The organism is Faecalibacterium sp. BCRC 81149 (genome assembly GCF_022750605.1).
Classification (GTDB): Bacteria; Bacillota; Clostridia; order Oscillospirales; family Ruminococcaceae; genus Faecalibacterium; species Faecalibacterium duncaniae.
This window is the reverse complement of sequence record NZ_QXJA01000002.1, coordinates 210028-234228: the sequence shown is the minus strand read 5'-3', so window position 1 is coordinate 234228 and position 24201 is coordinate 210028. Positions and strand designations below refer to the sequence as shown.

At 58.9% G+C, this 24201-nt stretch carries 24 protein-coding genes; 10 read left to right on the top strand and 14 right to left on the bottom strand.

The genetic code is table 11. The annotated features are described in order from the left end of the window. Positions 1-182: 182 nt before the first annotated feature. Positions 183-674, top strand: a complete 492-nt coding sequence (locus D3F01_RS03990; RefSeq protein ID WP_242886001.1) for a cytochrome C — start codon at positions 183-185, stop codon at positions 672-674. A gap of 101 nt (positions 675-775) precedes the next feature. Here the strand turns inward: D3F01_RS03990 and D3F01_RS03985 are convergent, their stop codons facing one another. The 3 genes from D3F01_RS03985 to D3F01_RS03975 form a co-directional block, all read right to left on the bottom strand. Then, positions 776-1657 (bottom strand): aldose epimerase, encoded by an 882-nt coding sequence (locus D3F01_RS03985; protein WP_117475961.1) that lies wholly within the window; start codon positions 1655-1657, stop codon positions 776-778. Positions 1658-1733: 76 nt separating this feature from the next. Beyond that, positions 1734-3224 (bottom strand): altronate dehydratase family protein, encoded by a 1491-nt coding sequence (locus D3F01_RS03980; RefSeq protein WP_097770440.1) that lies wholly within the window; start codon positions 3222-3224, stop codon positions 1734-1736. 86 nt (positions 3225-3310) lie between these two features. Next, positions 3311-4825 (bottom strand): tagaturonate reductase, encoded by a 1515-nt coding sequence (locus tag D3F01_RS03975; protein ID WP_097770441.1) that lies wholly within the window; start codon positions 4823-4825, stop codon positions 3311-3313. A 317-nt stretch (positions 4826-5142) separates the two neighbouring features. Here D3F01_RS03975 and uxaC point away from each other — a divergent pair, with 317 nt between their 5' ends. From uxaC to D3F01_RS03960, 3 genes are all read left to right on the top strand, one after another. Continuing rightward, positions 5143-6576, top strand: a complete 1434-nt coding sequence (gene uxaC, locus D3F01_RS03970) for a glucuronate isomerase (protein ID WP_242886000.1) — start codon at positions 5143-5145, stop codon at positions 6574-6576. A gap of 165 nt (positions 6577-6741) precedes the next feature. Next, complete coding sequence (locus D3F01_RS03965; RefSeq protein ID WP_242885999.1) at positions 6742-7467, top strand: biosynthetic peptidoglycan transglycosylase; 726 nt, start codon at positions 6742-6744, stop codon at positions 7465-7467. A gap of 108 nt (positions 7468-7575) precedes the next feature. Continuing rightward, positions 7576-8928 (top strand): MATE family efflux transporter, encoded by a 1353-nt coding sequence (locus D3F01_RS03960; RefSeq protein ID WP_117504556.1) that lies wholly within the window; start codon positions 7576-7578, stop codon positions 8926-8928. A gap of 55 nt (positions 8929-8983) precedes the next feature. Here D3F01_RS03960 and D3F01_RS03955 read toward each other — a convergent pair whose 3' ends face one another. The 4 genes from D3F01_RS03955 to D3F01_RS03940 form a co-directional block, all read right to left on the bottom strand. Then, a complete protein-coding gene (locus D3F01_RS03955) occupies positions 8984-9691 on the bottom strand; it encodes an LrgB family protein (RefSeq protein WP_186850867.1) in 708 nt (235 codons plus the stop codon). Beyond that, positions 9672-9989 (bottom strand): CidA/LrgA family protein, encoded by a 318-nt coding sequence (locus D3F01_RS03950; RefSeq protein WP_242885998.1) that lies wholly within the window; start codon positions 9987-9989, stop codon positions 9672-9674. Before D3F01_RS03950 ends, D3F01_RS03955 begins: the two co-directional genes overlap by 20 nt. 276 nt (positions 9990-10265) lie before the next feature. Then, positions 10266-11201: a GTP-binding protein gene (locus D3F01_RS03945; RefSeq protein WP_242885997.1), complete on the bottom strand. Its 936-nt coding sequence runs from the start codon at positions 11199-11201 to the stop codon at positions 10266-10268. Between the two features lie 10 nt (positions 11202-11211). Continuing rightward, a complete protein-coding gene (locus tag D3F01_RS03940; RefSeq protein WP_154276738.1) occupies positions 11212-12093 on the bottom strand; it encodes a YitT family protein in 882 nt (293 codons plus the stop codon). A gap of 325 nt (positions 12094-12418) precedes the next feature. Here D3F01_RS03940 and D3F01_RS03935 point away from each other — a divergent pair, with 325 nt between their 5' ends. Then, positions 12419-13534 carry a hypothetical protein gene (locus tag D3F01_RS03935; protein WP_242885996.1) on the top strand — a complete coding sequence of 372 codons (1116 nt, stop codon included), beginning with the start codon at positions 12419-12421 and terminating at the stop codon, positions 13532-13534. Positions 13535-13592: 58 nt separating this feature from the next. On the opposite strand, the gene D3F01_RS03930 is transcribed toward D3F01_RS03935, so the two are convergent. Then, entirely contained in the window at positions 13593-14810 is a 1218-nt protein-coding gene (locus D3F01_RS03930; protein WP_242885994.1) for an FtsW/RodA/SpoVE family cell cycle protein, read from the bottom strand. A gap of 275 nt (positions 14811-15085) precedes the next feature. Between D3F01_RS03930 and D3F01_RS03925 the strand changes: the two genes are divergently transcribed. The 5 genes from D3F01_RS03925 to upp all read left to right on the top strand — a co-directional run bounded on the left by D3F01_RS03925 (position 15086) and on the right by upp (position 18685). Beyond that, on the top strand, positions 15086-16288 hold the full coding sequence (locus D3F01_RS03925) for a hypothetical protein (protein WP_242885992.1): 1203 nt from the start codon (positions 15086-15088) through the stop codon (positions 16286-16288). Positions 16289-16427: 139 nt separating this feature from the next. Beyond that, positions 16428-16853, top strand: a complete 426-nt coding sequence (tsaE, locus tag D3F01_RS03920; RefSeq protein WP_035393710.1) for a tRNA (adenosine(37)-N6)-threonylcarbamoyltransferase complex ATPase subunit type 1 TsaE — start codon at positions 16428-16430, stop codon at positions 16851-16853. Continuing rightward, positions 16850-17581, top strand: a complete 732-nt coding sequence (gene tsaB, locus D3F01_RS03915; RefSeq protein ID WP_242885990.1) for a tRNA (adenosine(37)-N6)-threonylcarbamoyltransferase complex dimerization subunit type 1 TsaB — start codon at positions 16850-16852, stop codon at positions 17579-17581. The genes tsaE and tsaB overlap by 4 nt, the downstream gene beginning before the upstream one ends. An 8-nt stretch (positions 17582-17589) precedes the next feature. Then, positions 17590-18036 (top strand): ribose 5-phosphate isomerase B, encoded by a 447-nt coding sequence (gene rpiB / locus D3F01_RS03910; RefSeq protein WP_005931511.1) that lies wholly within the window; start codon positions 17590-17592, stop codon positions 18034-18036. Positions 18037-18058: 22 nt separating this feature from the next. Beyond that, on the top strand, positions 18059-18685 hold the full coding sequence (upp, locus tag D3F01_RS03905) for a uracil phosphoribosyltransferase (protein ID WP_035393712.1): 627 nt from the start codon (positions 18059-18061) through the stop codon (positions 18683-18685). A gap of 70 nt (positions 18686-18755) precedes the next feature. Here the strand turns inward: upp and D3F01_RS03900 are convergent, their stop codons facing one another. The 6 genes from D3F01_RS03900 to D3F01_RS03875 form a co-directional block, all read right to left on the bottom strand. Next, positions 18756-19772: a TPM domain-containing protein gene (locus D3F01_RS03900; protein ID WP_242885988.1), complete on the bottom strand. Its 1017-nt coding sequence runs from the start codon at positions 19770-19772 to the stop codon at positions 18756-18758. Beyond that, complete coding sequence (locus tag D3F01_RS03895) at positions 19769-20530, bottom strand: LemA (RefSeq protein ID WP_242885987.1); 762 nt, start codon at positions 20528-20530, stop codon at positions 19769-19771. Before D3F01_RS03895 ends, D3F01_RS03900 begins: the two co-directional genes overlap by 4 nt. Position 20531: 1 nt before the next feature. Continuing rightward, positions 20532-21686: a toxic anion resistance protein gene (locus D3F01_RS03890; RefSeq protein ID WP_242885986.1), complete on the bottom strand. Its 1155-nt coding sequence runs from the start codon at positions 21684-21686 to the stop codon at positions 20532-20534. A gap of 131 nt (positions 21687-21817) precedes the next feature. Then, positions 21818-22441: a 5-bromo-4-chloroindolyl phosphate hydrolysis family protein gene (locus tag D3F01_RS03885; protein ID WP_097773504.1), complete on the bottom strand. Its 624-nt coding sequence runs from the start codon at positions 22439-22441 to the stop codon at positions 21818-21820. Between the two features lie 185 nt (positions 22442-22626). Beyond that, on the bottom strand, positions 22627-23115 hold the full coding sequence (locus D3F01_RS03880; protein WP_098924614.1) for a DNA-deoxyinosine glycosylase: 489 nt from the start codon (positions 23113-23115) through the stop codon (positions 22627-22629). Next, complete coding sequence (locus tag D3F01_RS03875; RefSeq protein WP_242885985.1) at positions 23112-24002, bottom strand: HAD family hydrolase; 891 nt, start codon at positions 24000-24002, stop codon at positions 23112-23114. The genes D3F01_RS03880 and D3F01_RS03875 overlap by 4 nt, the downstream gene beginning before the upstream one ends. Positions 24003-24201: the final 199 nt, after the last annotated feature.

Sequence of the window (24201 nt, the reverse complement as noted above, 5' to 3'; positions counted from 1 at the left end):
TTGGAGGCGCTGGCGGGCATCAGCAGGACGGAGAGGGTCTTTGTCATACTTTTCACACTTTTGTAAAGGATTTGTTATTGTATTCATCGACACATCCTTGTATAATAGTTGCTTGTGGGCAGCCTTTCACGAGAGCTGCCCACGAGAAAAGATTTTCGTCACGAACAAGGAGAGATTACACAATGAAACTCAAGAATGTTGCTGTTGTTGCCGCTGCTCTGGCACTGGCTGTTGGTATGACCGCTTGCGGCGGTTCTGCTTCTTCCACCACCGCTTCTTCCGCTGCTTCTTCCGCTGCCGCTTCCTCTGAGGCTGCAAGCTCTGAGGCTGCAAGCTCTGAGGCAGCTTCCAGCGAGGCCGAGGTCGAGTCCGCCGAGTACACTGTCTACAACACCACCGGCGAGAATGTCACCGGCCTGTACCTGTACGCTGCTGGCTCTGAGGACAAGGGCGAGAACCTGGCTGCTGACGGCCTGGCTGACGGCGACAGCGTTGTGCTGACCCTGCCCGAGGATGCTGACAAGAGCGCTGAGTATGTCCTGGAGTTCACCACCGAGGGCGGCGACACCCAGAGCTTCGACACCCTGGGCTACGAGGTTGCTCCCATCTCCCTGCTGAGCGTTGACGCTGCTGCAGGTGCTACCCCCATCAGCTTCACCGCTCCGGAGCAGTAAAAAAACGCAGGCCTGAGCCTGTAACATAAAAACTCCCCTGCATTCCATTTTACCGGAATGCAGGGGAGTTTTTTGCGTATCAAAGGTTCCGCAGCGGGGTCTTAGACCTTCTCAATGGTGATGGTCCACTCGCTGGTCATAGCCTCATCGGGCTCCAGCACCTCGTGCTTGCCCTCTTCGTTCACGCTGTTGGCCCAGCCGTTCCAGGGCTCCATGCAGACGAAGTTTTCGGCATCCTGCTGCCACAGCACACCGTTGGTAAAGCTCTCGTCAGCATCCACGGTGACCTTGTGGCCGTTGCCCTTATCCGTAAAGGTCATGGGGAACTCCACACCGGTCATCAGACGGATGGAGTTGTCAGAGCCTTCCTTGCGGGTCAGGGTGATCTTCTCAGGTGCGGCAGGCTGCTCACCCTTGGCATCCTCGGAGCAGGTGGCACACTTGATGTCAAAGTCCACATTCTCCAGAGCAGAGGCCACAAAATAGGGATGATAACCAAAGCTGAAGGGCATCGGAACATCGCCCTCATTGATCACAGTCATGCTCAGGGAAGCGGTGTTGCCCTGCAGGTTGTAGTTCATCAGGACAGTAAAATCGAAGGGGTAGAGGAACTTGGTCAGGGGGCTGGACTCCAGGATCAGGGTCACGCCGTCGGGGCCGACGCTCTCCACTTCCCAGGGGCACAGGTCAGCCATGCCGTGGATCTCCATGGGATAGGCCTGGCCGTTGAAGATGTGCACGCCGTTGTCGGGCTTGCCGCAGTTGGGGAACAGCACAGGGATGCCGAAGCGGGGGCGGTTGCACTCGCTGAAGTTGGGGCGGCGGGTCCAGATGTACTCGTCGCCGTCCAGGGTAAAGCCGGTGACCATGCCGCCGCGCTCGGGGGTGATGGTCAGGGCAGTTTTTGCCACGGGGTCGGTGATGACATACTGCTCAAAGCATGCGCCGCCCTCGGTGACGTACTGGGTGGTGATCTGGTTCATAAGTTGTACCTCCATATCATTTGATACAAAAAGGCCGCCGTACGCGCAAAAAGCACGCACAGCAGCCATTTTTCAATTAAAGAACAACGCCATCCTTGAAGATGGAGATCTCGCGGAAGCCGTGCTTCTCGGCCTTGGTCTGCTCACCGCCTGCAACGCGGATGACCAGATCCAGCAGGTCGTGGGCGGCCTCGTCGATGGTCTTTTCACCGTCCGCGATAACACCGGTGTTGAAGTCGATCCAGCCGGACTTCTTCTCGGCCAGCGGGGTGTTGGTAGAGATCTTCAGGGTGGGAGCCGGGGCAGAGAACGGGGTGCCGCGGCCGGTGGAGAAGAGGATCAGGTGAGCGCCTGCGGCGGTCATGGCCGTTGCGGACACCAGATCGTTGCCGGGGCCGTAGAGCATGTTCAGGCCCTTGGTCACCACGGGGTCACCGTAGCCGATGACATCCATGATGGGGGCGGTGCCACCCTTCTGGACACAGCCGCAGCTCTTGTCCTCCAGGGTGGTGATGCCGCCCTGCTTGTTGCCCGGAGAGGGGTTGTCGTAAACCACCTCGTTGTGGCTGATGAAGTATTCCTTGAAACCGTTGATCATGTGCTCGGCCTTGACGAATACCTCCTTGTTGATGCAGCGGTCCATCAGGAAGCCCTCGGCACCGAACATCTCGGGCACCTCGGTCAGGACGGTGGAGCCTCCGCGCTGGCCCATCATATCGGAGAAGCGGCCAATGGTGGGGTTGGCGGTGATGCCGGACAGGCCGTCCGAGCCGCCGCACTTCATGCCCACCACCAGCTCGCTCACAGGGATAGGCTCACGCTTGAACTGACCGGCGTAAGCAGCCAGCTCCTTCAGGATCTCACGGGCGGCGGTGAACTCGTCGTCCACATCCTGACAGGTCAGGAACTTGACACGGTCGTGGTCATACTCGCCCAGCTCTTCCACGAACTGATCGTGCTGCAGGTTTTCGCAGCCCAGATGCAGCACCAGAACAGCGGCGGCATTGGGGTGGCGGACCAGCGCGGCCAGCAGCTTGCGGGTCTGTGCATGGTCGTGGCCGGTCTGGCTGCAGCCAAACGGATGGGTAAAGGTGTACAGGCCCTCAATGGAGCCGGTGACCAGATCCTGGTTGTCGTTCACCATCTTCTTGGCGATGTCGTTGACACAGCCAACCGTGGGAATGATCCAGATCTCGTTGCGGATGGCGGCACGGCCATCCTTGCGGCGGAAGCCCATAAAGGTCTCAGGCTCCACCTTGGGCAGGGGGGCCAGGTCGGGGGCGGGGTGATAGCTGTACTCCACCTCACCGGACAGGTTGGTGTGGACATTGTGGGTGTGCATCCAGGTGCCCGGCTCGGCATCGGCGGTGGCATGACCGATGGGGAACCCGTACTTGATGACATTTTCACCGTTCTTGATGGGCTTTACTGCCATCTTGTGGCCCTGAGGGATATCCTCCAGCGCGGTCACGGCAAGGCCGTCCACCTCCACCAGAGTGCCCTTGGCAATGGGGTGCAGTGCAACCACCACGTTGTCAATGGGGCTGATATGAATCGCCTGCGGCATAGTTATTCTCCTTAATGACATTTACAAAGCACAAGGAGGCCGCTGCCCAAAGCAGCAGCCCCTTGTTGTGCAGGTGATATTCCAGCTTACAGGCAGCTCTTGTAGGCAGCTTCGGCACCCTGGGTGCGGATCAGCTCCAGATCAGCCAGAACAGCGGCCTCCAGGCCCTCGATCTTGGTCAGATCCTGATCCCACATCTGGGTGTTGGTCAGAACGGCGTGCACCAGCTGAGCGTCGGTGTCGTCCTTGTGTGCATAGTAGAAGTCCAGTGCCCATGCGTCATCCTGGATCTTGTAGGTGTTGCCTGCGGGGCGCTTGCAGATCAGGCCGTCGGCAGTGCGCTCCTGGATATCATTGGAGTAGAAGGCAATGTAAGCAGCCAGGCTCATGGTCAGGCACTTGGGCAGCTGCTTCTGCTCCTCGATGTAAGCCAGGAAGGAAGGCATGTTGCGGGCCTTCCACTTGGAGGTGGAGTTCAGGGAGATGCTCATCAGCTCGTGGTTGACGAAGGGGTTGTTGAAGCGGTCCTCAACGGCGGAAGCAAACTCTTCCAGATCCTTCTTGTCCAGAGGCAGGGTGGGGATGATCTCCTCATGCAGCATCTTGTTCATAAAGCCGCGGACAGTATCGTTGTGCATGCAGTCACGGACGATGTCGAAGCCAGCCAGATATGCGCCCAGAACAAAGCCGGTGTGTGCACCATTCAGGATGCGGACCTTGCGCTTCTTGTAGGGGGTAACATCAGGCACGACCATAACGTTGACACCGGCCTTCTTGAACGGCAGCTTGTCCTCCAGACCTGCAGGGCCCTCGATGACCCACACGCCGAAGACCTCGCCGACATCCAGCACCTGATCGTGGTAGCCGTTGGCCTCTTCCATGGCAGCCAGCTCCTTGGGGTCGCGGATGCGGCCCGGAACGATGCGGTCCACCAGAGTGGAGCAGAAGGTGTTGGCATTGTTCATCCAGTCAATGAACTCAGCTTCCAGATTCCAATCCTTGGCGTAGTTGTTGCAGCACTTCTTCAGCTCCTTGCCGTTGTTGTCGATCAGCTCGCAGCTCAGGATGACCAGACCCTTATCCGCAGCACCGTTGAATGCCTTGTAGCGCTCGTACAGCACGCGGGTCAGCTTTGCGGGGAAGCTGTTGGGGGGAACCTGATCGAACGCGCTGTCGCCCTGGGTGTAAGCGATGCCGGCCTCGGTGGTGTTGGATACAACCGTTTCCAGATCCTCAGAGCGGGCCAGAGCCAGCACTTCATCCCACTTGCCATCGATGTAGGGGCAGACACAGTCAGACACGCAGGAGATCACACGCTTTGCATCCACCTTCTGGCCCTTTTCGCTGCCGCGCAGATACAGGGTGTACAGGCCCTCCTGCTCGTTGATCCAGTCAGCCATCTGGGGGAAGTTGCCGATGGGCTGCACCAGCTTGACCTTGCCGTTGTAGCCAGCCTTCTCGTTGGCGATATCATAGAAATAGTCCACGAATGCGCGCAGGAAGTTCCCCTCGCCAAACTGCATGACCTTGACAGGGGCATCCTTGAGGATGTAGCCGTTGTAGCCGGTCTCAGACAGAACCTTGTAATTCAAAGTTTCCATATCACGTGTTCTCCTTTTAGCTTGCTTTGCTTCTCTCCGGGGCACCCATTTGTGCCCCGCACTCTGTCTCTATTGTATGCTGTTGTATACAAAGAAGTCAAGTGTTTTTTGCCAGATTTTTGGCCCAAAACAGGCTATTTTTATAAATTCCAGCGTTTTTTACAAGGAAAAGTCTGAAAATTTGTCAGTTTTTCAGTTGTATACATTATCGTTTTCCGCTATACTAAAGATAGGCTTAACACGCTCTGCTTGGGCGCTGTTAAAGGTACCCCATAGTGATATATTAGTACATTAGAATGAAAAGGAGTTTTCGACCCATGAAAGCATTTATGGACAAGGAATTCATGCTCCAGTCTCCTGTGGCTCAGCATCTGTATCACACCTACGCTGCTGATATGCCCATCTGCGACTATCACTGCCATATCTCCCCGAAGGAGATCTACGAGAACCGCCGCTTTGAGAACATCGCTCAGGTGTGGCTGGGCGGCCGCCAGCCCGACGGCTCTCTGGCAGGCGACCACTACAAGTGGCGCGTGATGCGTTCCAACGGCGTACCCGAGGAGTACATCACCGGCACCAAGCCCGACCGTGAGCGTTTCCAGAAGTTTGCCGAGGCTCTGCCCATGTGCGTTGGCAACCCCATGTACCACTGGTGCCACCTGGAGCTGCGCAAGTACTTCGGCTATCAGGGTGTGCTGAACGGCGACACCGCTGAGGAAGTCTGGAACCTGTGCAACGACAAGCTGCAGCACGACGACAGCATGACTGTCCGCGGCCTGATCGAGCAGTCCAATGTTGCTTTCATCGGCACCACCGACGACCCCATCGATGATCTGGCATGGCACAAGAAGATCAAGGAAGATCCTTCCATCAAATTCACCGTTGCTCCCTCCTTCCGCCCCGACAAGGCCCTCAACATCCAGAAGCCCGGCTTCGTGGAGTACATGGGCAAGCTGGCTCAGGCCGTCGGCAAGGAAAAGCTGGAGTGCATCAACTGCGTCACCGACGCTCTGACCCAGCGCATCGAGTTCTTTGCCGAGATGGGCTGCCGCGCATCTGACCACGGCCTGGACTATGTGCCCTACCGTGAGGCCACCAAGGAGGAGGTCAACGCCATCTACCAGAAGGTTATGGCCGGTGAGACCGTGACCGCTGAAGAGACTGAGAAGTACCAGACCTACATCCTGATCCACCTGGGCAAGCAGTATCACCGCCTGAACATCGCCATGCAGATGCACTACAACTGCCTGCGCGGTGTCAACCGTAAGATGAACGCCCTGCTGGGACCCGATACCGGTTTCGACATGATCAACACTGCCAAGTGCGGCGGCGAGATCGCTGCTCTGCTGAGCGCCCTGAACGACACCGATGAGTGCCCCAAGACCATCATCTACAGCCTGAACCCTGCTGACAACGAGCAGATCGGCACCATTCTGGGCTGCTTCCAGAATGATGAGATCCCCGGCAAGATCCAGCACGGCTCCGGCTGGTGGTTCAACGATCAGAAGATCGGCATGGAGAACCAGATGAAGAGCCTGGCAAACCTGGGCCTGCTGGGCAACTTTGTTGGTATGCTGACCGATAGCCGCAGCTTCCTGAGCTACACCCGCCACGACTACTTCCGCCGCATCCTGTGCAACCTGATCGGCCAGTGGGTCGAGGATGGCGAGTATCCCAACGATGAGAAGGCTCTGGAGAAGATCATCAAGGGCATCTGCTTCGACAACGCAAAGCGTTACTTCGCTCTGTAAGCAGCGTCTCTGCATCCCCTTTCCATAACTCGTAAAAGCGCCCTGCCGGTTCGCCCCGGCAGGGCGCTTTTTTCTTGTGCAGCCGTATTCACAAAAATGTAACTTGCATTCTGTCGTCAAATCGGGTAGGATAACGTTGAATCAAAACCGAAGGGGAACGTGAAGATGCTGAAACGTTTTGTAAAGCGGCTGCTCAGCTGCCTGCTGCTGGCGGCGCTGTTTGTATTGGTGGTCATTGGCGGAACACTGGGTGTGCAGGGCTGGCGGCTCTACCGCGCCACAGCGGCGCAAAAGCCCATTGCCGGCCTCTATGATGAGATCAGCTCCCGGCCCGGCTTTGCCAGCTGTGACCAGCTGCCCCAGACCTATATCGACGCGGTCATTTCCGTGGAGGACAGCCGGTTTGAAAGGCACCACGGCATCGACCCGGCGGCCATTGTCCGGGCGCTCTGCGCCGACCTGCGCACCCGCTCTCTGGCCGAGGGCGGCAGCACCCTGACCCAGCAGCTGGCCAAGAACGAGCTGTTCACCCAGGAAAAGCAGATGGCCCGCAAGGCAGCGGAGATGTTTGCCGCCAGGGACATCGAGGATTACTACTCCAAGCAGCAGATCTTTGAGATGTACGCAGGCAGCTGCTACTTCGGCAGCCAGTGGTCCGGCGTGGCGCAGGCTGCGCAGGGCTACTTTGGCAAACCCACCCGGGAGCTGACCCGCGCCGAATGTGTAGTGCTGGCCGGCCTGCCCAATGCGCCCTCGGTCTACGCCGCCAACGGGGAGCTGGCCCGCAGGCGCGCTCTTGTGGTGGTGGAGCGGATGGAGCGCGCCAAAAAGCTGACCCACACCCAGGCACTGGAGCTTCGGGATGAAGTCAGTGCCCTGCCCCTTTGGTAAGAAAAAACAGAATTTATCCGGGTTTTCCATAAAATAATTCTAACACCGGGAGCGGATGCCATGATATCCTTAGTGGCAGATCAAACCCGGAGGGAGCATGTAAAACTTATGGAAAAAACCAAAAAGGGTTCCGGCACCACCGACCTCACGGTGGGCAGGCCGCTGCCCCAGATCCTGAAATTTGCCCTGCCGCTGGTGCTGGGCACCCTGTTCCAGCAGCTGTACAGCTTTGTGGACACCGTCATTGTGGGGCGCTGTCTGGGCACCGATGCACTGGGCGCGGTGGGCACCACCTACTCTCTGAATTTTCTCATTTTAGGCTTTGTGCTGGGTTCCTGCACGGGTTTTGGCATCCCGGTGGCCCAGAGCTTTGGTGCAAGGGACAGCGAGGATATGCACAAGTATCTGTTCAACGGCGCGGTCCTCTGCGTGGTCCTGAGCGTGGTGTTCACCATCGTCACCACCCTCACTGCTGCCCCGCTGCTGCAGCTCATCCACACCCCGGCCGAGCTGTTCCCGGACGCGGTGGCCTACATCCGCATCATCTTCCTCGGCATTCCGGCCACGGTGCTGTTCAACTACACCTCCACCGTCCTGAACAGTCTGGGCGATTCCCAGCACCCATTCTATTTCCTGCTAATCTCCAGTTTCCTGAACATCGGGCTGGACTGGCTGTTCATCGTACCGCTGGGTATGGGCGTGGAGGGCGCAGCCATCGCCACCGTTGTCAGCCAGCTGTTCAGCGGCCTGCTTTGCACCTGGTGGTTCTTCACCCGGGTGGAGGGCATCCATTTCACCCGGGAAAACTGTGTCCTCTCGGCGGGGCACTGCGGGCGGCTGGCCTATATCGGCCTTCCGATGGGCTTTGAGTATTCCGTTTCTGCCATCGGTGCCTTCATCATGCAGGATGCCATCAACCTGCTGGGCAGCACCGCCGTGGCCGCCCAGACCGCCGGTGAGAAGATTCGCCAGATGTTCACCGTGCCCATGGCAAGCGTGGGCACGGCTATGGCAACTTATGTCGGCCAGAACCACGGTGCCCACCGCACTGACCGCGTCAGGCAGGGCATCCGGGATGGCTGCATCCTCCAGCTGTGCTACTGCGCGGCTGCCTGGGTGGTGCTCTTCTTCGTCAAGGGCTGGGCCGTGGGCCTTGTTCTGGGCGATGCCGACCCTGCCGTGACTTCCGGTGCTGTGGAATACCTGACCGTGATCAGCGTGCTGTTCTGCATCAACGGCCTGCTGATGGTCTTCCGCAACACCCTGCAGGGTCTGGGATACAGTGTGCAGGCCGTTATCTCCGGTGTGGGCGAGCTCATCGGCCGCGCGCTCTGCGGCTGGCTGGCCGTTCATAGTCTGGGCTACTTCGGCATCTGCATTGCCAACCCCATTGCCTGGGGTCTGGCACTGCTCTACTGTGTGTTCATGGTGACCAGAGTTCTGAAAAAAGAGAACGCATAAAAACACCCCTCTCCGTCCGTGCGGCCGCACAGCGGAGAGGGGTGTTTTTATGCGATCAATCAATAAGGCTTACGAACACCGGGCAGAGCACTGCGGTCAGCACACCGGCCACGGCGATGGACAGGCCGCTCATGGCACCTTCCACCTCACCCATCTGCAGGGCCTTGCTGGTGCCCACGGCATGGGCCGAGGTGCCAATGCCCACACCTTTGGCAATGGGGTCGGTGATGTGAAACGCCTTGCAGACCGTCTCGGCCAGCAGGTTGCCCACAATGCCCGTCAGGATGACGATGGCACCGGTCAGAGCTGCAATGCCGCCCAGCTCTGCAGCTACATCCATGCTGATGGCGGTGGTCACGGATTTGGGCAGCAGGGTGGCGTACTGCTCCTGGGTCAGGTGCAGCGCCAGAGCCAGTGCCAGCGCGCTGCCCAGGCTGACCAGCGTGCCCACCGAGATGCCCGCAATGATGGCGGCGGCGTTTGCCTTGAGCAGGTCGAGCTTTTCATACAGCGGGATGGCCAGCGCCACGGTGGCGGGCAGCAACAGATAGTTCACCGGGGCGGCGCTGACCTTGTAGTCGGCATAGGGGATGCCGCATACCGACAGGAAAACGATCACAAAGATCGCACCCAGCAGCAGCGGGTTAAAAAATGCCTTTCCGGTCACTCTGTTCACAAGGGCTCCCAGTGCAAAGGCGGCCAGTGTCAGCAGCACACCCCAGGCAACAGAGCCCGAAAGGAACTCATTCAGCAATTCCATCATTGGCAGCAGCCTCCTTGCTCTTTTTGCGGCTGCTCAAAGCCTGGGTGGTCTTTCCGGCGGTCACCATGACCAGAACCGTGACCGGGATGATGGCGATGATGATGGGCAGCAGCATCTCCCCCATCTCCGCCCAAAGCTCCATCACGCCTGCGGCGGCGGGCACAAAGAGCAGCGGGAAGATACCGGTGAGAAACACGCCCACCTCTTTTACATCCTCCAGCTGGATCAGCCGGAAGTTCAGGGCCAGCAGCAACAGCACAAGCCCGTACACACTGGCCGGAACCGGCAGCGGCAGCACAGCATGACATACTTCCCCCAGAAAGCAAAACGCGAGGATACGCGCAAATTGAAACAGATAATTCGTAAAAAAATCCCCCTTGTCTAACAGCTAAGTCAAAATTATAGCCCAAAACCTCCGGAGGCGCAACAGCAATATCTGACAAGGATTGTTGCATTTTGCCGGAAAAACTGTGGAAAAGAAAAGGGCCCGGCAGAGAGCGCACACCCATGCGCCGCGATCTGCCGGGCCGATGCACCGCAAAGCGGTGTTTTTCTGTGTTTCCCGCACGCTCCCTCAGTTCCGCAAAACAGCTTCGATCCGTTCCTTGTCCAGCCCTTCGCCGATGACGATGAGCACCTCCTGCCCTGCCGGAATGGGGGCTGCGGTCAGGCCGTCGGCGGTGGCATTCAGCTCCACCCAGCCGGCGGCATCCTGCACAAAGCCCTTGACCCGCAGCACCCGGCCGCAGGCGGCATCCGTGAACAGGCTGGGAATGCGCGCTTCCAGCTGCTGCCGGGGCAGGCCCAGCTCGAGGAAATACGCCGAACCGAATGCATCGTGCGCATCAAAGCAGAGCTTTTCGCAGTCAGCATGCTGATAGCCACAGGCATCCAGCGCCGCAAGATCCGCATCCTCCAGGTCGGCCCAGTCCTTGATCAGAAAATCTTTTTCCGTCAGGGTACGGCTGCACTTGCAGGCCGCAAGGGCACGCTTCAGGTGGTCGATGGCGCTTTCCCGCTGGGCCTGGGTGGCCAGCTGACTGCGGGAGAGCAGGATGCGTCCGGCGCTGGCGGCTTCCGATGCCAGAATGTACTCTGCCTGCGGGGAAAGCGTCTCGGGCAGCAGGGCATCCACAACGGCAAACACATTGCCCAGTGTATACCACCGATCCAGCGGCTCATCCCGCAGGACATCAAAAAACTCGTCCACATCAAAAATGCCGCTGGGCTCCACCACCACCCGGTCGAACCCGCGCATGGCCATTGAGATGAGCTTGGTGCGCATCCGGCGCTGGTGGGTATCACAATCACACCCGCCGCTGATGGTCTCGATCTCGCAGCGTTCCCCCAGCAGATCCTGCACCAGCATGGCATCCACGTTCACAGCGCCAAAGTCATTTTCCAGAATGCAGACATGATGCCCCTGTGCGGTCAGATACGCAGCATATCTGCGCAGGAACGTTGTCTTGCCCGCACCCAGAAACCCGGTGATGAGATCGACCTGTACCATACGTTCCTCCTTATGCGTGGTTGAAGCCCTTGCCGAACACCTCAGTGGTGCTCAGCATGGACATGAATGCGTTCAGGTGCTGCTTGTGGATAAAATCCTGCAGCTGGTCGGCCTCGCGGCGGGTCAGGGTGGTGTAGATGATGTAGTGGGGCTTGTCGGTATATGCGCCGAAGCAGGGCGTATAGGTTGCGCCGCGCATCAGCTTGCGCATGACAAAATCACAGATGGGTTTCCTGTCGTCGCAGACGATGAGGATGGCCTTGCACATCTTGATCTTTTCCAGCACGGCATCAATGACCAGCGATTTCACGGTCAGACCCACAAAGGAATAGAGGGCGGTGTACAGGTCGAACACGAAGCAGGCCGCAATGACCATGAACAGGTCGGTCAGGAACAGCGCCACTGCCACGTTGTGGATGTGGGTATACTTTTCCACGATGAGGGCAATGACATCCGTGCCGCCGGAGGAAGCGCCCACATTGAACAGCAGAGCCGACGCAATGGCCGGCAGGGCAATGGCAAACAGCAGGTCGAGCATGGGCTGGTTGCTCAAGGGGCCGCGCAGGGGGCAGATCTTTTCCAGCGCCATCAGCTCCAGCGACATGACCACAGTGGCATAGCCGGTGGTCATGGCAAACTTTTTGCCCAGAAAGATCAGGCCCACACCCAGCAGGATCATGTTGGCCGCCGAGGAAAAGGCCGAAGCCGACAGCGGGGTGAGCTTGGCCGCCAGCGCCGCCATACCGGTCACGCCGCCAAAGACAAAGTTGTTGGGGAATTTGAAAAAGTACACACCCACCGACATGATGGAAATGCTCAGCGTGATCAATGCATACTGCTTGACATATTCAACGATCTTGTTCCGCATGGAAGATTCCGCGTTCGTATCCATAAAATTTACCGTTCAATACTCCTTTTTTGTGTTCCGCAGCCCAAACAGACAGGCTGCACCGGAAATATTGTAACACGGAACGCCCCGGGGTCAAGGGCAAATTCCACACACGCCGTCTTTTGCGGGTGAAAACTGTCAACTCCACCAAAATTCTCCCTCAAATTTCAGCGGTTCTCCCATCGGAAACGGTTCCTTCTTTTCTTGACGCACCTCCCATCGTCCATTACAATAAAATCAGAATGGAATGGTATTTTCCTCCAAAACCGAAAGAGAGTGCAATGGCTCTTATTCCGCATTGTTCGTTTCCATGAAAGGAGGGAACGGTATGAAAAGCCGCTCTCACATCTTTGCTCTCATCACTGCCTGTGTGTTCCTGTTTTGCGGCTGTTCTGACTACCTTTCGCTTTCCAAAGCATCCACCATTTCCAACCCTCAAACGGAATATGATACCGCTCTGAAAGAATATCTTGCTTCGCTGGAAACACCGCTTTCCACCATAGAAGTCAAACACAGTGAGGACGCTCCCATTGTCTGGGAGGATGCCGGAACAGAGGCCGCTGTCCGGCTCCTGTTGAACCGCCCGGAGGGCACCATCAGCCGCAGCGATGTCTGGAATCTCAACACGCTGACTATTACCGAACGAACCATGTTTGAGGGCGATTCGGGCACGACCACCATCGTGACCGTAACCGCCCAGCAGGGAGATGCCACGCTGGAACAGGAGATATCGGCAGTCGGAAAAGAAAGTCCGCTTCCTGCGCTGGCCTCTCTGCACGATCTGCAGTATTTCGACAGCCTGCAAACCTTTTCCTATTCCACCTCGCCGACGGCCAATCAGGCGTTCACGGACTTTTCCGGCGTTGAAGAGCTGTCCCATCTCGAACGCTTCAGCATGAACGGGGCACGGCCCGAAACGTTGGAGCCGCTTTCTCACCTGTCCCAGCTGATACAACTCTCCCTGACCGAATGCGGCACCCTCGACCTGACACCTCTGGAAGGTCTGGACCAGTTGGAATCGCTGATCCTCTCTTCAAACGACAGGATCGTTTCGCTGGAACCGGTCACCAAACTCCCTGCACTGCGGTCGCTTTCCCTCAGCTCCGGCACAGCAGTTCCCAGTCTGGAGCCGCTGGCTCAGACCAATCTTGCCGTTCTTGATCTCGGCCTCGGGGTCGGGCAAAGCGGGCTTTACAAAGAAATTGATTATTCGCCCCTGTCCCAGCTGCCCGAGCTGGTCTGTCTAAACCTGACAAATCACACCAGGGTCACCACAAAGTTCTGCAAACAGATCCTTGCCCATTCTCCTGACCTGCGTTTTCTGAACATTCAGAACACCCCTGCTTCGGAGGGCAGTGCGCTGGATGTGGAATACCTGCGGGCTTACACGGAAGCAGATCTGCTGAAACGGCTTGCCAACAAGCTGCGCAACACCCTTGGCTGACACACAAAAGCGGCCCCGGAGAGTTTTTCTACTTTCCGGGGCCGCGTTCTGTTCCGGCTCAGCCGAACAGCTTTTTGGTATTATGGGTATAGACCGAGAGCACCAGGCCCACACAGATGTACAGCATCAGCACCGAGCTGCCGCCCGCCGAATAGAACGGCAGGGTGACACCGATCACGGGCAGGACGCGCAGGTTCATGCCCACGTTCACGGCGATCTGGGCCAGCAGAGCGCCGCCGATGCCGGCGCAAATGAAGGTTCCCAGCAGATCCTCGCTGCGGGCACCGGTGAGGAAGGTCTTGATGACCAGTGCAAACAGCACGCCCAGCACCACACAGCAGCCCACAAAGCCCGCAGCGTTGCCGATCCAGCTCAGGATGAAATCGTTGTGGGCGTTGGGCACGCTGTAATAACTGCCGCCAAACAGCCCGTTGCCAAAGATGCCTCCCGAACCAAGCGCGATCTCGCCGCGCTGCTGCTGGTAGATGATGTTCTTCCAGATGGTCTCGCTGGGGGCCCAGCCGGTCTTGTTATCGGGATCGATGACGGCAAGGATGCGGTACCACTGGTATCCCTTGCCGATCTTATCGCTGAAAAAGGCGAACGCCGTCGCCATAGCCACTGCCGCCGCCGAGACCGCCCCCAGGATATACTTCCAGCTCAGGCCCGCCGCAAACATCATGCAGCAACCGATGATGGCATAGATGATGGCGGTGCCGTCATCGCCCTGAACATGGATGATAAGGATGGGCACGGCCAGATGCAGCAGCAGCTTGCCCAGCTCCTTTGGCTCGTTGAGCCGGGTGCGCACATTGTTCAGGTGCATGGCAAAGGTCAGGATAAAGCTGATCTTGGCCAGCTCCGTGGGCTGCAGGGTAAAGCCCCCCAGCTTGTACCAGGAATAGTTGTCGGTATCACCCGCGTTATAGCCGATGGTCAGCGGGCCGATGCTCACATTGCGCAGCACCAGCGTGGGCAGCACCATGCCCCAGGTCAGGGCCACGTGCACCGGCCACACCTTCACCAGGCTGCGGTAATCGATATTGGACAGCAGCACCGCAATGACCAGCCCGATGAGGGCTGCACCCGCCTGCACCGCCGCCCGGCGGTAATCGCCCAGACCGGTGATCTGGCCTGTGATCTCATCCACGGCAAAGCCATTGCCCTGCTTGGCTGCCCAGCTCGAAAGCGCTGTCACAGCCATCACGCTGCTGAAGATGCACAGCAGCAGGTAAGTTTTATCGGTGCGCCTGAAGTAGCGCCGAATGTTTTCCAACCGAAAACACCTCTTTCTTTTATTGGATCGCCCTCTCAGGCTCGCTTCGCCCGCCAGCAATGCCGGAGAGGGCGTACACTGCTCCATTATGTAATATAAGTATACCGCACCGTCCTTTTTTGCGCAAGATTGCGGAAGTTTTTTCCACAGATCTTTTCATCCTGTGACAACTCTGCAAAATATTTGCCGCAGCCTTGACAAAGCCCCCTCCACCTTCTAAAATGGAAGCTGGAGACCTGCTTTTTCGGCAGGATTTTTCCGGAGGAACTTCCAAGATGAAAACAAATTCTCATCGCTTTCTGTGCGCGCTCTGCGCACTGGCTGTTTTTATTTCCGCACTCTTCCCTGCCTCTGCCTTTGCCGCACAGGCAGCCGACACCGCGGCCCAGACCACGCTGACCACTGCCGATGCTCAGGAGATGCAGCAGGCCGACAGCGCCGTGACCGCCCTGACCGGCAGCGACGCTTACGCTGAGATGACCCGTGCCCAGCGGCTGGATGCCGCCGTGGCACAGCTGCAGCAGCTGGCCGAGGAAGGGCTTGTTTCGGCGCGCTCTCTCCATGTGGACGAAGAAAACGGCATGGTCAGCTTTGCGTACAGCTGCGGCGCGCTGGGTGGCATTCTGGTGGAGGATCCGGACGAAGAGAATACTCCCTTCGCCCTCTCCGAACTGCCCGCTGTGGATCTGCACGAAATGTCCAACGCCCCGCAGGGTGATCTGGGCAGCGCCATGATCTACTACGCCTTTGACAACACCGTGAATAGCTCCCGCTACCCGTACTACTCCTATATGAAGGGCTTCTGGACTGCGATGGGCCTGCACACCCGAATCGATAGCACGGTCACCGTCTCTGACCTGAAACGGATGAACGATTACGGGCTGTGCATCCTCAGCGCCCACGGCTCCTACTACACCTACACCTCCGGTTTTCTGTTCAAGCAGACCCGTACCGAGCCGGTCATCCTGCTGACGGAGGAATCGGATTTCTACAAAGACCTCTACTACGGCATTGATCTGCTGACCCACCGGGTCATCAAGATCAACGGTCTGTACTGCATCACGCCCAGCTTTTTCCGGGCGGCATACCGGGGCGGCCAGCTCAAGGACACCGTAGTGCTCTCCGAGACCTGTGAGTTCCTTGGCGTGAGCGGCAGTCTGGATACCTCCATGGCCGATGCCCTGCTGGCCGGTGGTGCCAAAGCAGTGGCAGGCTATGTGAACAATGTCTACACCGTGTATTCCCGCAGTATGCTGTGGGATACCGTCAACCACCTGATCCTGGGCCAGACCCTGCAGGAATCCGTTCAGCACTCCATGGATACCTATGGTGCGGATGATCTGGTCTGGTACAACGCGCAGGGCGGCAAGCGTCCCCATGCGGCGGCAGCTTACCCGCTGCTGTTCGGCGATGTTGGGGTCCGGCTGATCGAACCGAACGCGGCACCTGCCCCGCAGGAAGTACAGCAGGCCGCTTGAGCGTTGCACTTTTGCTCGATTTATATTATACTGGGGGATGGCAGAAGCTTCTGTCATCCCTTTTGATTTACCTCTCAGTCTGCTTCGCAGACAGCTGGCAAAACGGGAAAGTTCAAGCTTCAAGATGAAGGAGCATTGTATGGCTGAATATATTACACATTCCAGAGAAGAGACCGTTGCGCTGGGCCGGAAGCTGGCGGCAGTGCTGCCGGACGGGGCCTTGATTGCCTTCACCGGCGGTCTGGGCGCGGGCAAGACCGCCTTTTGTGAGGGCCTGGCCGAGGGACTGGGCTGCACCGACCCGGTCAGCAGCCCCACCTTTGCCATCGTCAACTATTACCGCGGCCCCCGTCCGCTGGCCCACTTCGACCTCTACCGCATTTCCACCGAGAACGACCTGTGCGCCGCCGGTTTTTACGATTATCTGGATCAGGGTGCCATTGTGGCCGCTGAGTGGAGCGAAAACTTCGCCGACCTGCTGGCCCCGGAAGACCCGATCTACATCAACATCGACCGGGTGGATGACACCACCCGCCGTATCACCATCGAGGGGGTCAGCGTATGAATATCTTAGCCGTAGACACCGCCGGAAAGACGCTGGGCGTGGCCCTGCTGCAGGACGACCGCCTGAAGTACGAGTGCTATCTGGACGGCGGCATGACCCACAGCGAGACCCTGATGCCGCTGGTGGATCACTGCCTGAAGCTGTGCGGCCTGACCTGTGCAGACATCGACCTGTTCGGTGTGAACGCAGGCCCCGGCAGCTTTACCGGCCTGCGCATCGGGCTGGCCGCCGTCAAGGGGCTGGCTTTCCCCCGCGAGACCCTCTGCGCCCCGGTCTCCACACTGGAAGCGCTGGCCGCTGCCCACACCGGCGAGGGCACCGTGCTCTGCGCACTGGATGCCCGCCGTGCCCAGGTGTACAGCGCCGCTTTTGACCTGGCCACCCACACCCGCCTGCTGGATGATGATGCCCGGGCTGTGGCTGACCTTGCCCAATTTGTAGAAAATTGCAAAAAGCCCCTGTTTTTTGTTGGTGATGGCGCATCTCTGTGCTATAATAAATACAGCAACGTTCCGGGCGTGCTCACTGTTCCGCCGGAGCTGCGGGGCGGCCGGGCCGCTGCCGTGGCACTGGTGGCCAGGCAGATGGCCCAGCGGGGCGAGGCCGTTCTGCCCGAGGCCCTGCTGCCGGATTATCACCGCCTGAGCCAGGCCGAGCGGGAACGCGCCGAGCGCCTTGCTGCCGAGGCCGCTGCCCGGAACAACGATACGGAAAATGGAAAGGATTGAAATTTCTCATGGCAAAACCCATTGCGCTTGCCGCCGACCATGGCGGTTTTGAACTGAAGGAAGCCGTCAAGGCTCATCTGGACGAGCTGGGGCTGGAGTATATCGACTTTGGCACCCACAGCACTGCCAGCGTGGATTACCCCGATATGGCACTGCCTGCCTGTGACGCTGTGGTCAGCGGCCAGTGCGACAAAGCCCTGCTGTTCTGCGGCACCGGTGTCGGCATCAGCATGGCCGCCAACAAGGTCAAGGGCATCCGCGCCTGCTGCTGCTCCGACAGCTTCAGCTGCGAGTACACCCGCCGCCACAACGATGCCAACGCCCTGTGCATGGGCGGCCGTGTTGTCGGCCCCGGCCTTGCCTGCCAGCTGGTGGATCTGTTCCTGAACACCCCGTTTGAGGGCGGCCGCCACGAAAAGCGCATTGCAAAACTGATGGCAATCGAAACCCGATAAACATAAAAAGGAGCGTGTATTTATGACCCCTATGATCGTTGAGCATCCCCTGCTGCAGCACAAGCTGAGCATCCTGCGCAACAAGCAGACCGGTACCAAGGAGTTCCGTGATCTGGTCGGCGAGATCGCAACCCTGCTGTGCTACGAAGCCACCCGTGACCTGCCCATGGAGGAGGTCGAGATCGAGACCCCCATCACCATGGCAAAGACCAAGGTGCTGGCAGGCCGCAAGCTGGCTCTGGTGCCCATCCTGCGTGCAGGCATGGGTATGCTGGACGGTATGCTGACCCTGCTGCCTGCTGCCAAGGTCGGCTTCATCGGCCTGTACCGCAACGAGGAGACCCTGCAGCCCGTGGAATACTTCTGCAAGCTGCCCCAGGATATCGCCGAGCGTGACGTTCTGGTTCTGGACCCCATGCTGGCAACCGGCGGCAGCGCCATTGATGCCATCACCCAGATCAAGAAGCATGGCGCAAAGCGCATCAAGTTCATCGGTCTGATCGCCGCTCCGGAAGGCATTGAGGCCCTGCACAAGGCTCACCCCGATGTTGACATCTACCTGGGCGCTAAGGACGACCACCTGAACGAGAACGGCTACATCGTTCCCGGCCTGGGCGATGCCGGCGACCGCATCTACGGCACGAAGTAAGATTTTCTGATAAACAACAAAACACCTGCAGCCAGCATCGGTTGCAGGTGTTTTTTGTTGTTGGGTATTTTTACCGCCCGCGGCCACCGCCGCCGCCATGGAAGGAGCCGCCGCCTGCGTGGAAGCTGCCGCCCCCGCCAAAGCTGCCGCCGGAGCGCCCGCCGCCCATGCCGCCAAAGGAACCACCGCCAAAGCCGCCGCCCCCACGGGGAGGACGCGGCCCGCCGCCGCGGGGCGATCTGGGCCCGCGCGGGCCACGGGGGCCGCCGGGGCCCCAATCATCATACGGAGGTCTGCGCCGCCGTCTGCTGCCCAGGCCGTAGCCCAGCCCGAAACCGAAGAAGGGGCCAAACCCGCCGCCGCCAAAGCCGCGCCGGATGCCGCCGAAGATGGAGGTCAGGGCAAACACCACGATCACCACTGCCAGAAGGGTGAGGAAAGGCGATTGATAGGATGCTGCCGGGGCCTCATAGTAATCATTTCCGTTGTTATAACCATCCGTATTGCCGTTGCTGACCGTGCCGGTGGTCCCGCTCAGGGTCACACCGTAGAGATCGGCAATGGTGCCGGCCACATTGTTGGCACAGGTGGTCACAGCCGCGTCATAATCGCCCGCCGCGAAGGAATCCTCCATGGTCTGGGCAATGGCGCTGGCCTGCTTTTCCAGCGTGGTATTGCGGAAACCGTCACCGGTGGCAAGATAATAATCGCCATCGGCGTACTGCTGGGACTGCATGACCAACAGGATCAGCACACCGTTGTTTTTACTGGAGCTGCCCAGCCCCCAGGTGTTGGCGGCCTGCACGGCGTAATCCTCCGTGGATAAACTTCCCGTATAATCCACAGTCAATACGCCGATCTGTGCACCCTCGCACTGCTGGGTGAGCTGTGCATTCAGGTTCTCAATGGCCTTTTTGGTGCTGCTGCTCAGGATGTTGGCATCATCCACCACGCACTGACTGCTGGACAGATCAGGCAGCTGGGCCTTGGTGGCCGCAAAGGCGGCGGGCACCAGAGCCGTCAGGCTGACGGTCAGCACCACGAACAGGGCGCAGATGCGGGCGGCAAATCGTTTCATCGTTTTCATGCGAAGGATTCCACCTCCTGTACGCCGAACAGCCTGCCCAGCATACTGGCCGGGAAACCGCCGACATCGTTCTGATACTCATACACTGCATCATTGTACTGCAGATTACCAATGATGGTGCCTGCGCTGTTGAACTGGCCGTACTGGCCCTGCACTGCCCCCATCTTCATGGGGTCAGCAGCCTGCTCCTGCATTTTTGCATAGAGCTGGTCGATCACAGTGCCCAAAGCCTCATTGGCCTGACAGAGGGCGTGCATGGCACTGCCCTGATAATAGGGCAGCGAGGTCAGGGACTGCTTTTTGCTGCCGTTCTGCACTGCTTCCAGGCAGGCAGAGAAATCATCCAGCGCAGCCTGTGCGGCCTGCACCTCGGCGCTGTCAGCCCCCAGCGTGTTTGCGCCGGTGGTGATGATATTTGCCGCCGTGTTGGCACGGGTGGTCAGCTCCTCGCTCAGGGCATAACCGTTGTCGGCCGAAACGCCGGTGGTGAACCACTGGCGGGCCTCGTTATACTTGCCCCTGACCTTGGCACCGCCAAAGCCCACGAACGCCGCCAGCATGACCGCCACGCTCAGCACAAGGGCTGTGCCCTGCTTTGCCATCGCAGTGGGCAGCGCCTTTTCCAGCCCGGCCAGCTTCTGCTGCAAGGGGGTCAGGCGTACTGTCTCGTTGTCCGGGCGCTTTGCCTCGCGGTAGCTTCCGCTGTCAAAGCCGCCGGGCGTTTGATTCTGTTCTCTGGAAAAATCAGCGTTTGCCATTTCAGCTCCGGATCTCCATCATCTTTTGTTTCAGCTCGTCTTCGATGCGGGTCAGCTCCTGCTCGGCAGCCACACGCTTTGCGCGGCCCTCGGTCTGGATCTTGTTCAGCTCGTCCAGGGTCTCGATCAGGCTCTTGTTGGTCTGCTGCAGGGTCTCGATATCCACCACGCCGCGCTGGCTCTCCTTGGCGGTCTCGATGGTGCCCATCTTGAGGGCATCGGCATTCTTCTTGAGCAGGTCGTTGGTCATGTCGGTCACGGCACGCTCGGCCTGCATGGCCTTCTGGGTGTGAGCCAGACCCAGCGCCAGCACCATCTGGTTCTTCCACAGCGGGATGGTGTTGACGATGGTGGACTGGATCTTCTCAGCCATCATGGTGTTGTTGTTCTGCAGCAGGCGGATCTGGGGGCCCATCTGCAGGCTGATGTTCCGGGTCAGTTCCAGATCATACAGCTTTTTCTCAAAGCGCTCGCACTGGTCTGCCAGGTCGCGGGCGGCCTGAGCATCCTCGGGCAGGCCGGACTGCTTGGCCTTGTCCATAGCCTGCTGCAGCTCGTTTGCACGGACCTCTGCCAGCTTTTTCTTGCCGGCCAGGATATACATGCTCAGCTCCTTGAAGTAAGCCATGTTCAGCTCGTACATCTTATCCAGCATGGCGATGTCTTTCAGCAGCTGGACCTGATGGCCCTCCAGCATGGACTGGATGTTCTCCACGTTGGTCTCGGCCTTGTTGTACTTGGTCTTCAGGTTGTCCAGCTCATTGCTCTTCTTTTTGAAGAAGCCCAGAATGCCCTTCTGCTGCTCCTCATTGGCATCAAAGCTCTTCAGCTCCCCGATGAGGTTGGTGATCATATCGCCCACCTCGCCCAGATCCTTGGTGGACACCTTGGCCAGAGCAGCCTCGGAGAAATCGCCGATCTTCTTCTGGCAGGCGGAGCCATACTGCAGCACCTGCTGGCTGTTGGTGATATCGATCTTTTCCGCAAAGGAATCCACCATTGCCTGCTCCTCAGGGGTCAGCTGCACCTCCGGCTGCTGGGCCGCAGGGGCGGGCTCAGGCTTTTTCTCCTCCGCAGCCTCCGGGGTGGGGTCCAGCGTCAGGGTGGGCACTGCAGGAGCATCGAGATCGAAGTTCAAAGTGTTGTTGTCAGCCATTGTTGATTCCATCCTTTCCAATTACGACAGCGCCTGCCGCCTATCGGCGTGCGCTATTTTCTAACCGGTTTGCCAAGGGCTCCCCCTTCGGGGGAGCTGGCAAAGCCGTCAGGCTTTGACTGAGAGGGTTGTTACAATCCCTGCCCTTTCAGCATATTCTGCAAAACGGTCAAGTCTGCCGAGAGGTCCATGCTCTCGGCAGCATACAGGGCATCCAGCTGATTTTCAAACGCCGTGGCAATGGAGGCGGCATTGCGCTCCACCTCCGCACGGATGGAGGCGGCATTCTCGCCCCGCACCCCCTGCTTTGCCAGCTTGGCGTACTGCTGCAGCACGTTCACGGCATCGGGCAGATAGTAATTGGCGAACCGCCGCACCTGCTTTGCCTTGGCGGGGGTGGCTTCCACCGTTTCCACAATGGAGCGGCCCGCCTTTTCCATCCGGGCCATGGCGGCGGAGAGCTGCGGGTCCGGCAGGGCTTCGTTCAGGGCATGGAGGGTGTCCAGCTGCTGCTGCATCTCGGTCAGCATGGCATCCACATCGTCCACACCGGTATGGAAGGGCACTTCCGTCTCCACCACCCGGGGCGGGCAGATCTTTTTGGCCCCGGCAAAGGCCAGCACAGCCGCGCCCAGCGCCGCCAACAGTGCCCACAGCCGATAGACCGGAAGCACAGCGCACAGCACCACAAATGCCAGCGCCGCCGCGTAGTACGGCAGGACACTGGGCTTCCGGGTGCGAATGATCTTGCTCATGGGTTCCTCCTTTTCCGGGAGCTGCGCCCCCTGTATCTTTCATAATAAATCCTTTTCCAGCGGGGCGCAAGCGTTTCACGAATTATTTACAGGTTTGAAATCGAAATGTCAAACCTCTCAGGCGCTTGCGTGCCAGCTCCCCTCATAGGGGAGCCCCTGGCAGATCGGGTAAGTCCGCGCGGCATTCAAGGCAGAATCCAGTTCGACAATTCTTTCTGCCAGATCTCCCGTAATTTTTCCGGCCTGCAGGCGGCATTGGCGGGGCTGGTGCTGGGCAGCCTGACCGCCGGGATGCCGCTGACCGGCTCGAGATACTTTGTATAGATCTTATATGCCGTAGCCCCGTTGCAAAAAACAGCCTCAATGGGCGCTTTTGCCAGCAGACCGGCAATATCATTGGGCACCACGTCCCGGATGGACGCATCCGACGCGCCGGTGATGGTACAGCTTTCCAGCGTATCCCACAGGGCCAGCCCGTGGCGCAGGATGATCTGCTTTTTCGCTTCGATGTCCTCCCGGGCGGGCACAGGTTCCCCGGTCAGGGCCGCCAGCATGGGCCAGAAGCGGTTTTGCGGGTGGCCGTAGTAGAAGGACATTTCCCGGCTCTTGGGGCTGGGCCAGGTGCCCAGGATCAGCGCCCGGCTGTGCTCGTTGTAGACCGGTGCAAAGCTCACTGCTTTTCCTCCGCGGCTTCCATCTGGCCCCAGGGGGAGCCAAGTTCATGGCCCGAGGACTCCGCACGGGGGCCGTTGAACCACAGCTCCTCAATGAGGGCGGCAAGGCCGTCCTCCCGCACATCCCCGATGATGCGGTCTGCGGCTTCCCTGGCATCATCCGAGCCGTTGGCCATGCAGCAGCCCAGTCCCGCCGCCTTCAGCATCCCCGCATCATTGGCGGAATCGCCCGCCGAAACAGCATCGGCCAGCGTCAGGCCCACAGTTTCACACAGGTCAGCCAGACCCACTCCCTTATCAATGCCCTCCCGGACGATATCATAGCAGTGCCAGCTGCCCTCCCGCACAGCACCCACCATCATAAAGCGGAGGTTCAGGTGGCCGTACTTCCGGTTGAACGCCTCCAGCGCCTCATCGGGCAGGCAGGCAAAGGCGGCATGGGGCATATCGATGAGATGGCGGTCCTGATCCTCACCGTCCTTGCAGGTCAGGCCGCTGCCGCTCAGCTGGGCGTAGAAATCCCGGAGGCTCTCGTATTCGCAGTAGGCATAGTAGCCATCCCGGAAACTGAACTGCAGGGGGTAGTTGTAATCCTCGCAGAAATCCACCAGTGCGTACATTTCCTCATTGGTCATCGGGTGCTCGGCGATGATCGCGCCGTCCCTGTCCACCACGCAGGCCCCGTTGTTGGCGATGGCGTAGTCGAACCGGATGCCGCCCAGCTGCTGCTTATTGATCGCGCAGTAGCCGCGGCCTGTGCTCAGCACAAATTTTCCGCCTGCAGCCTGCATCTTTTTCACGGCCTTGACCACCGCCGGGCGGGGGCAGGGCTCACCAAAGGGAACAAGGGTATTGTCGAAATCGCTTGCCAGAAGTTTATATTGCATCGTTGCTCCTATTTCAGCATCCTCACCCTCTCAGGCCGCTTCGCGTCCAGCTCTCCCAAAGGGAGAGCTTTTGACATAATCGGAAACTTCCCAATGACTGTCAAGACCTCCCACTTTGGGGGAGGTGGCATCGCGCAAGCGATGACGGAGAGGGTGAGCCAGTTTATCGTTTTGATACTGTCTAGTATAACACAAAACG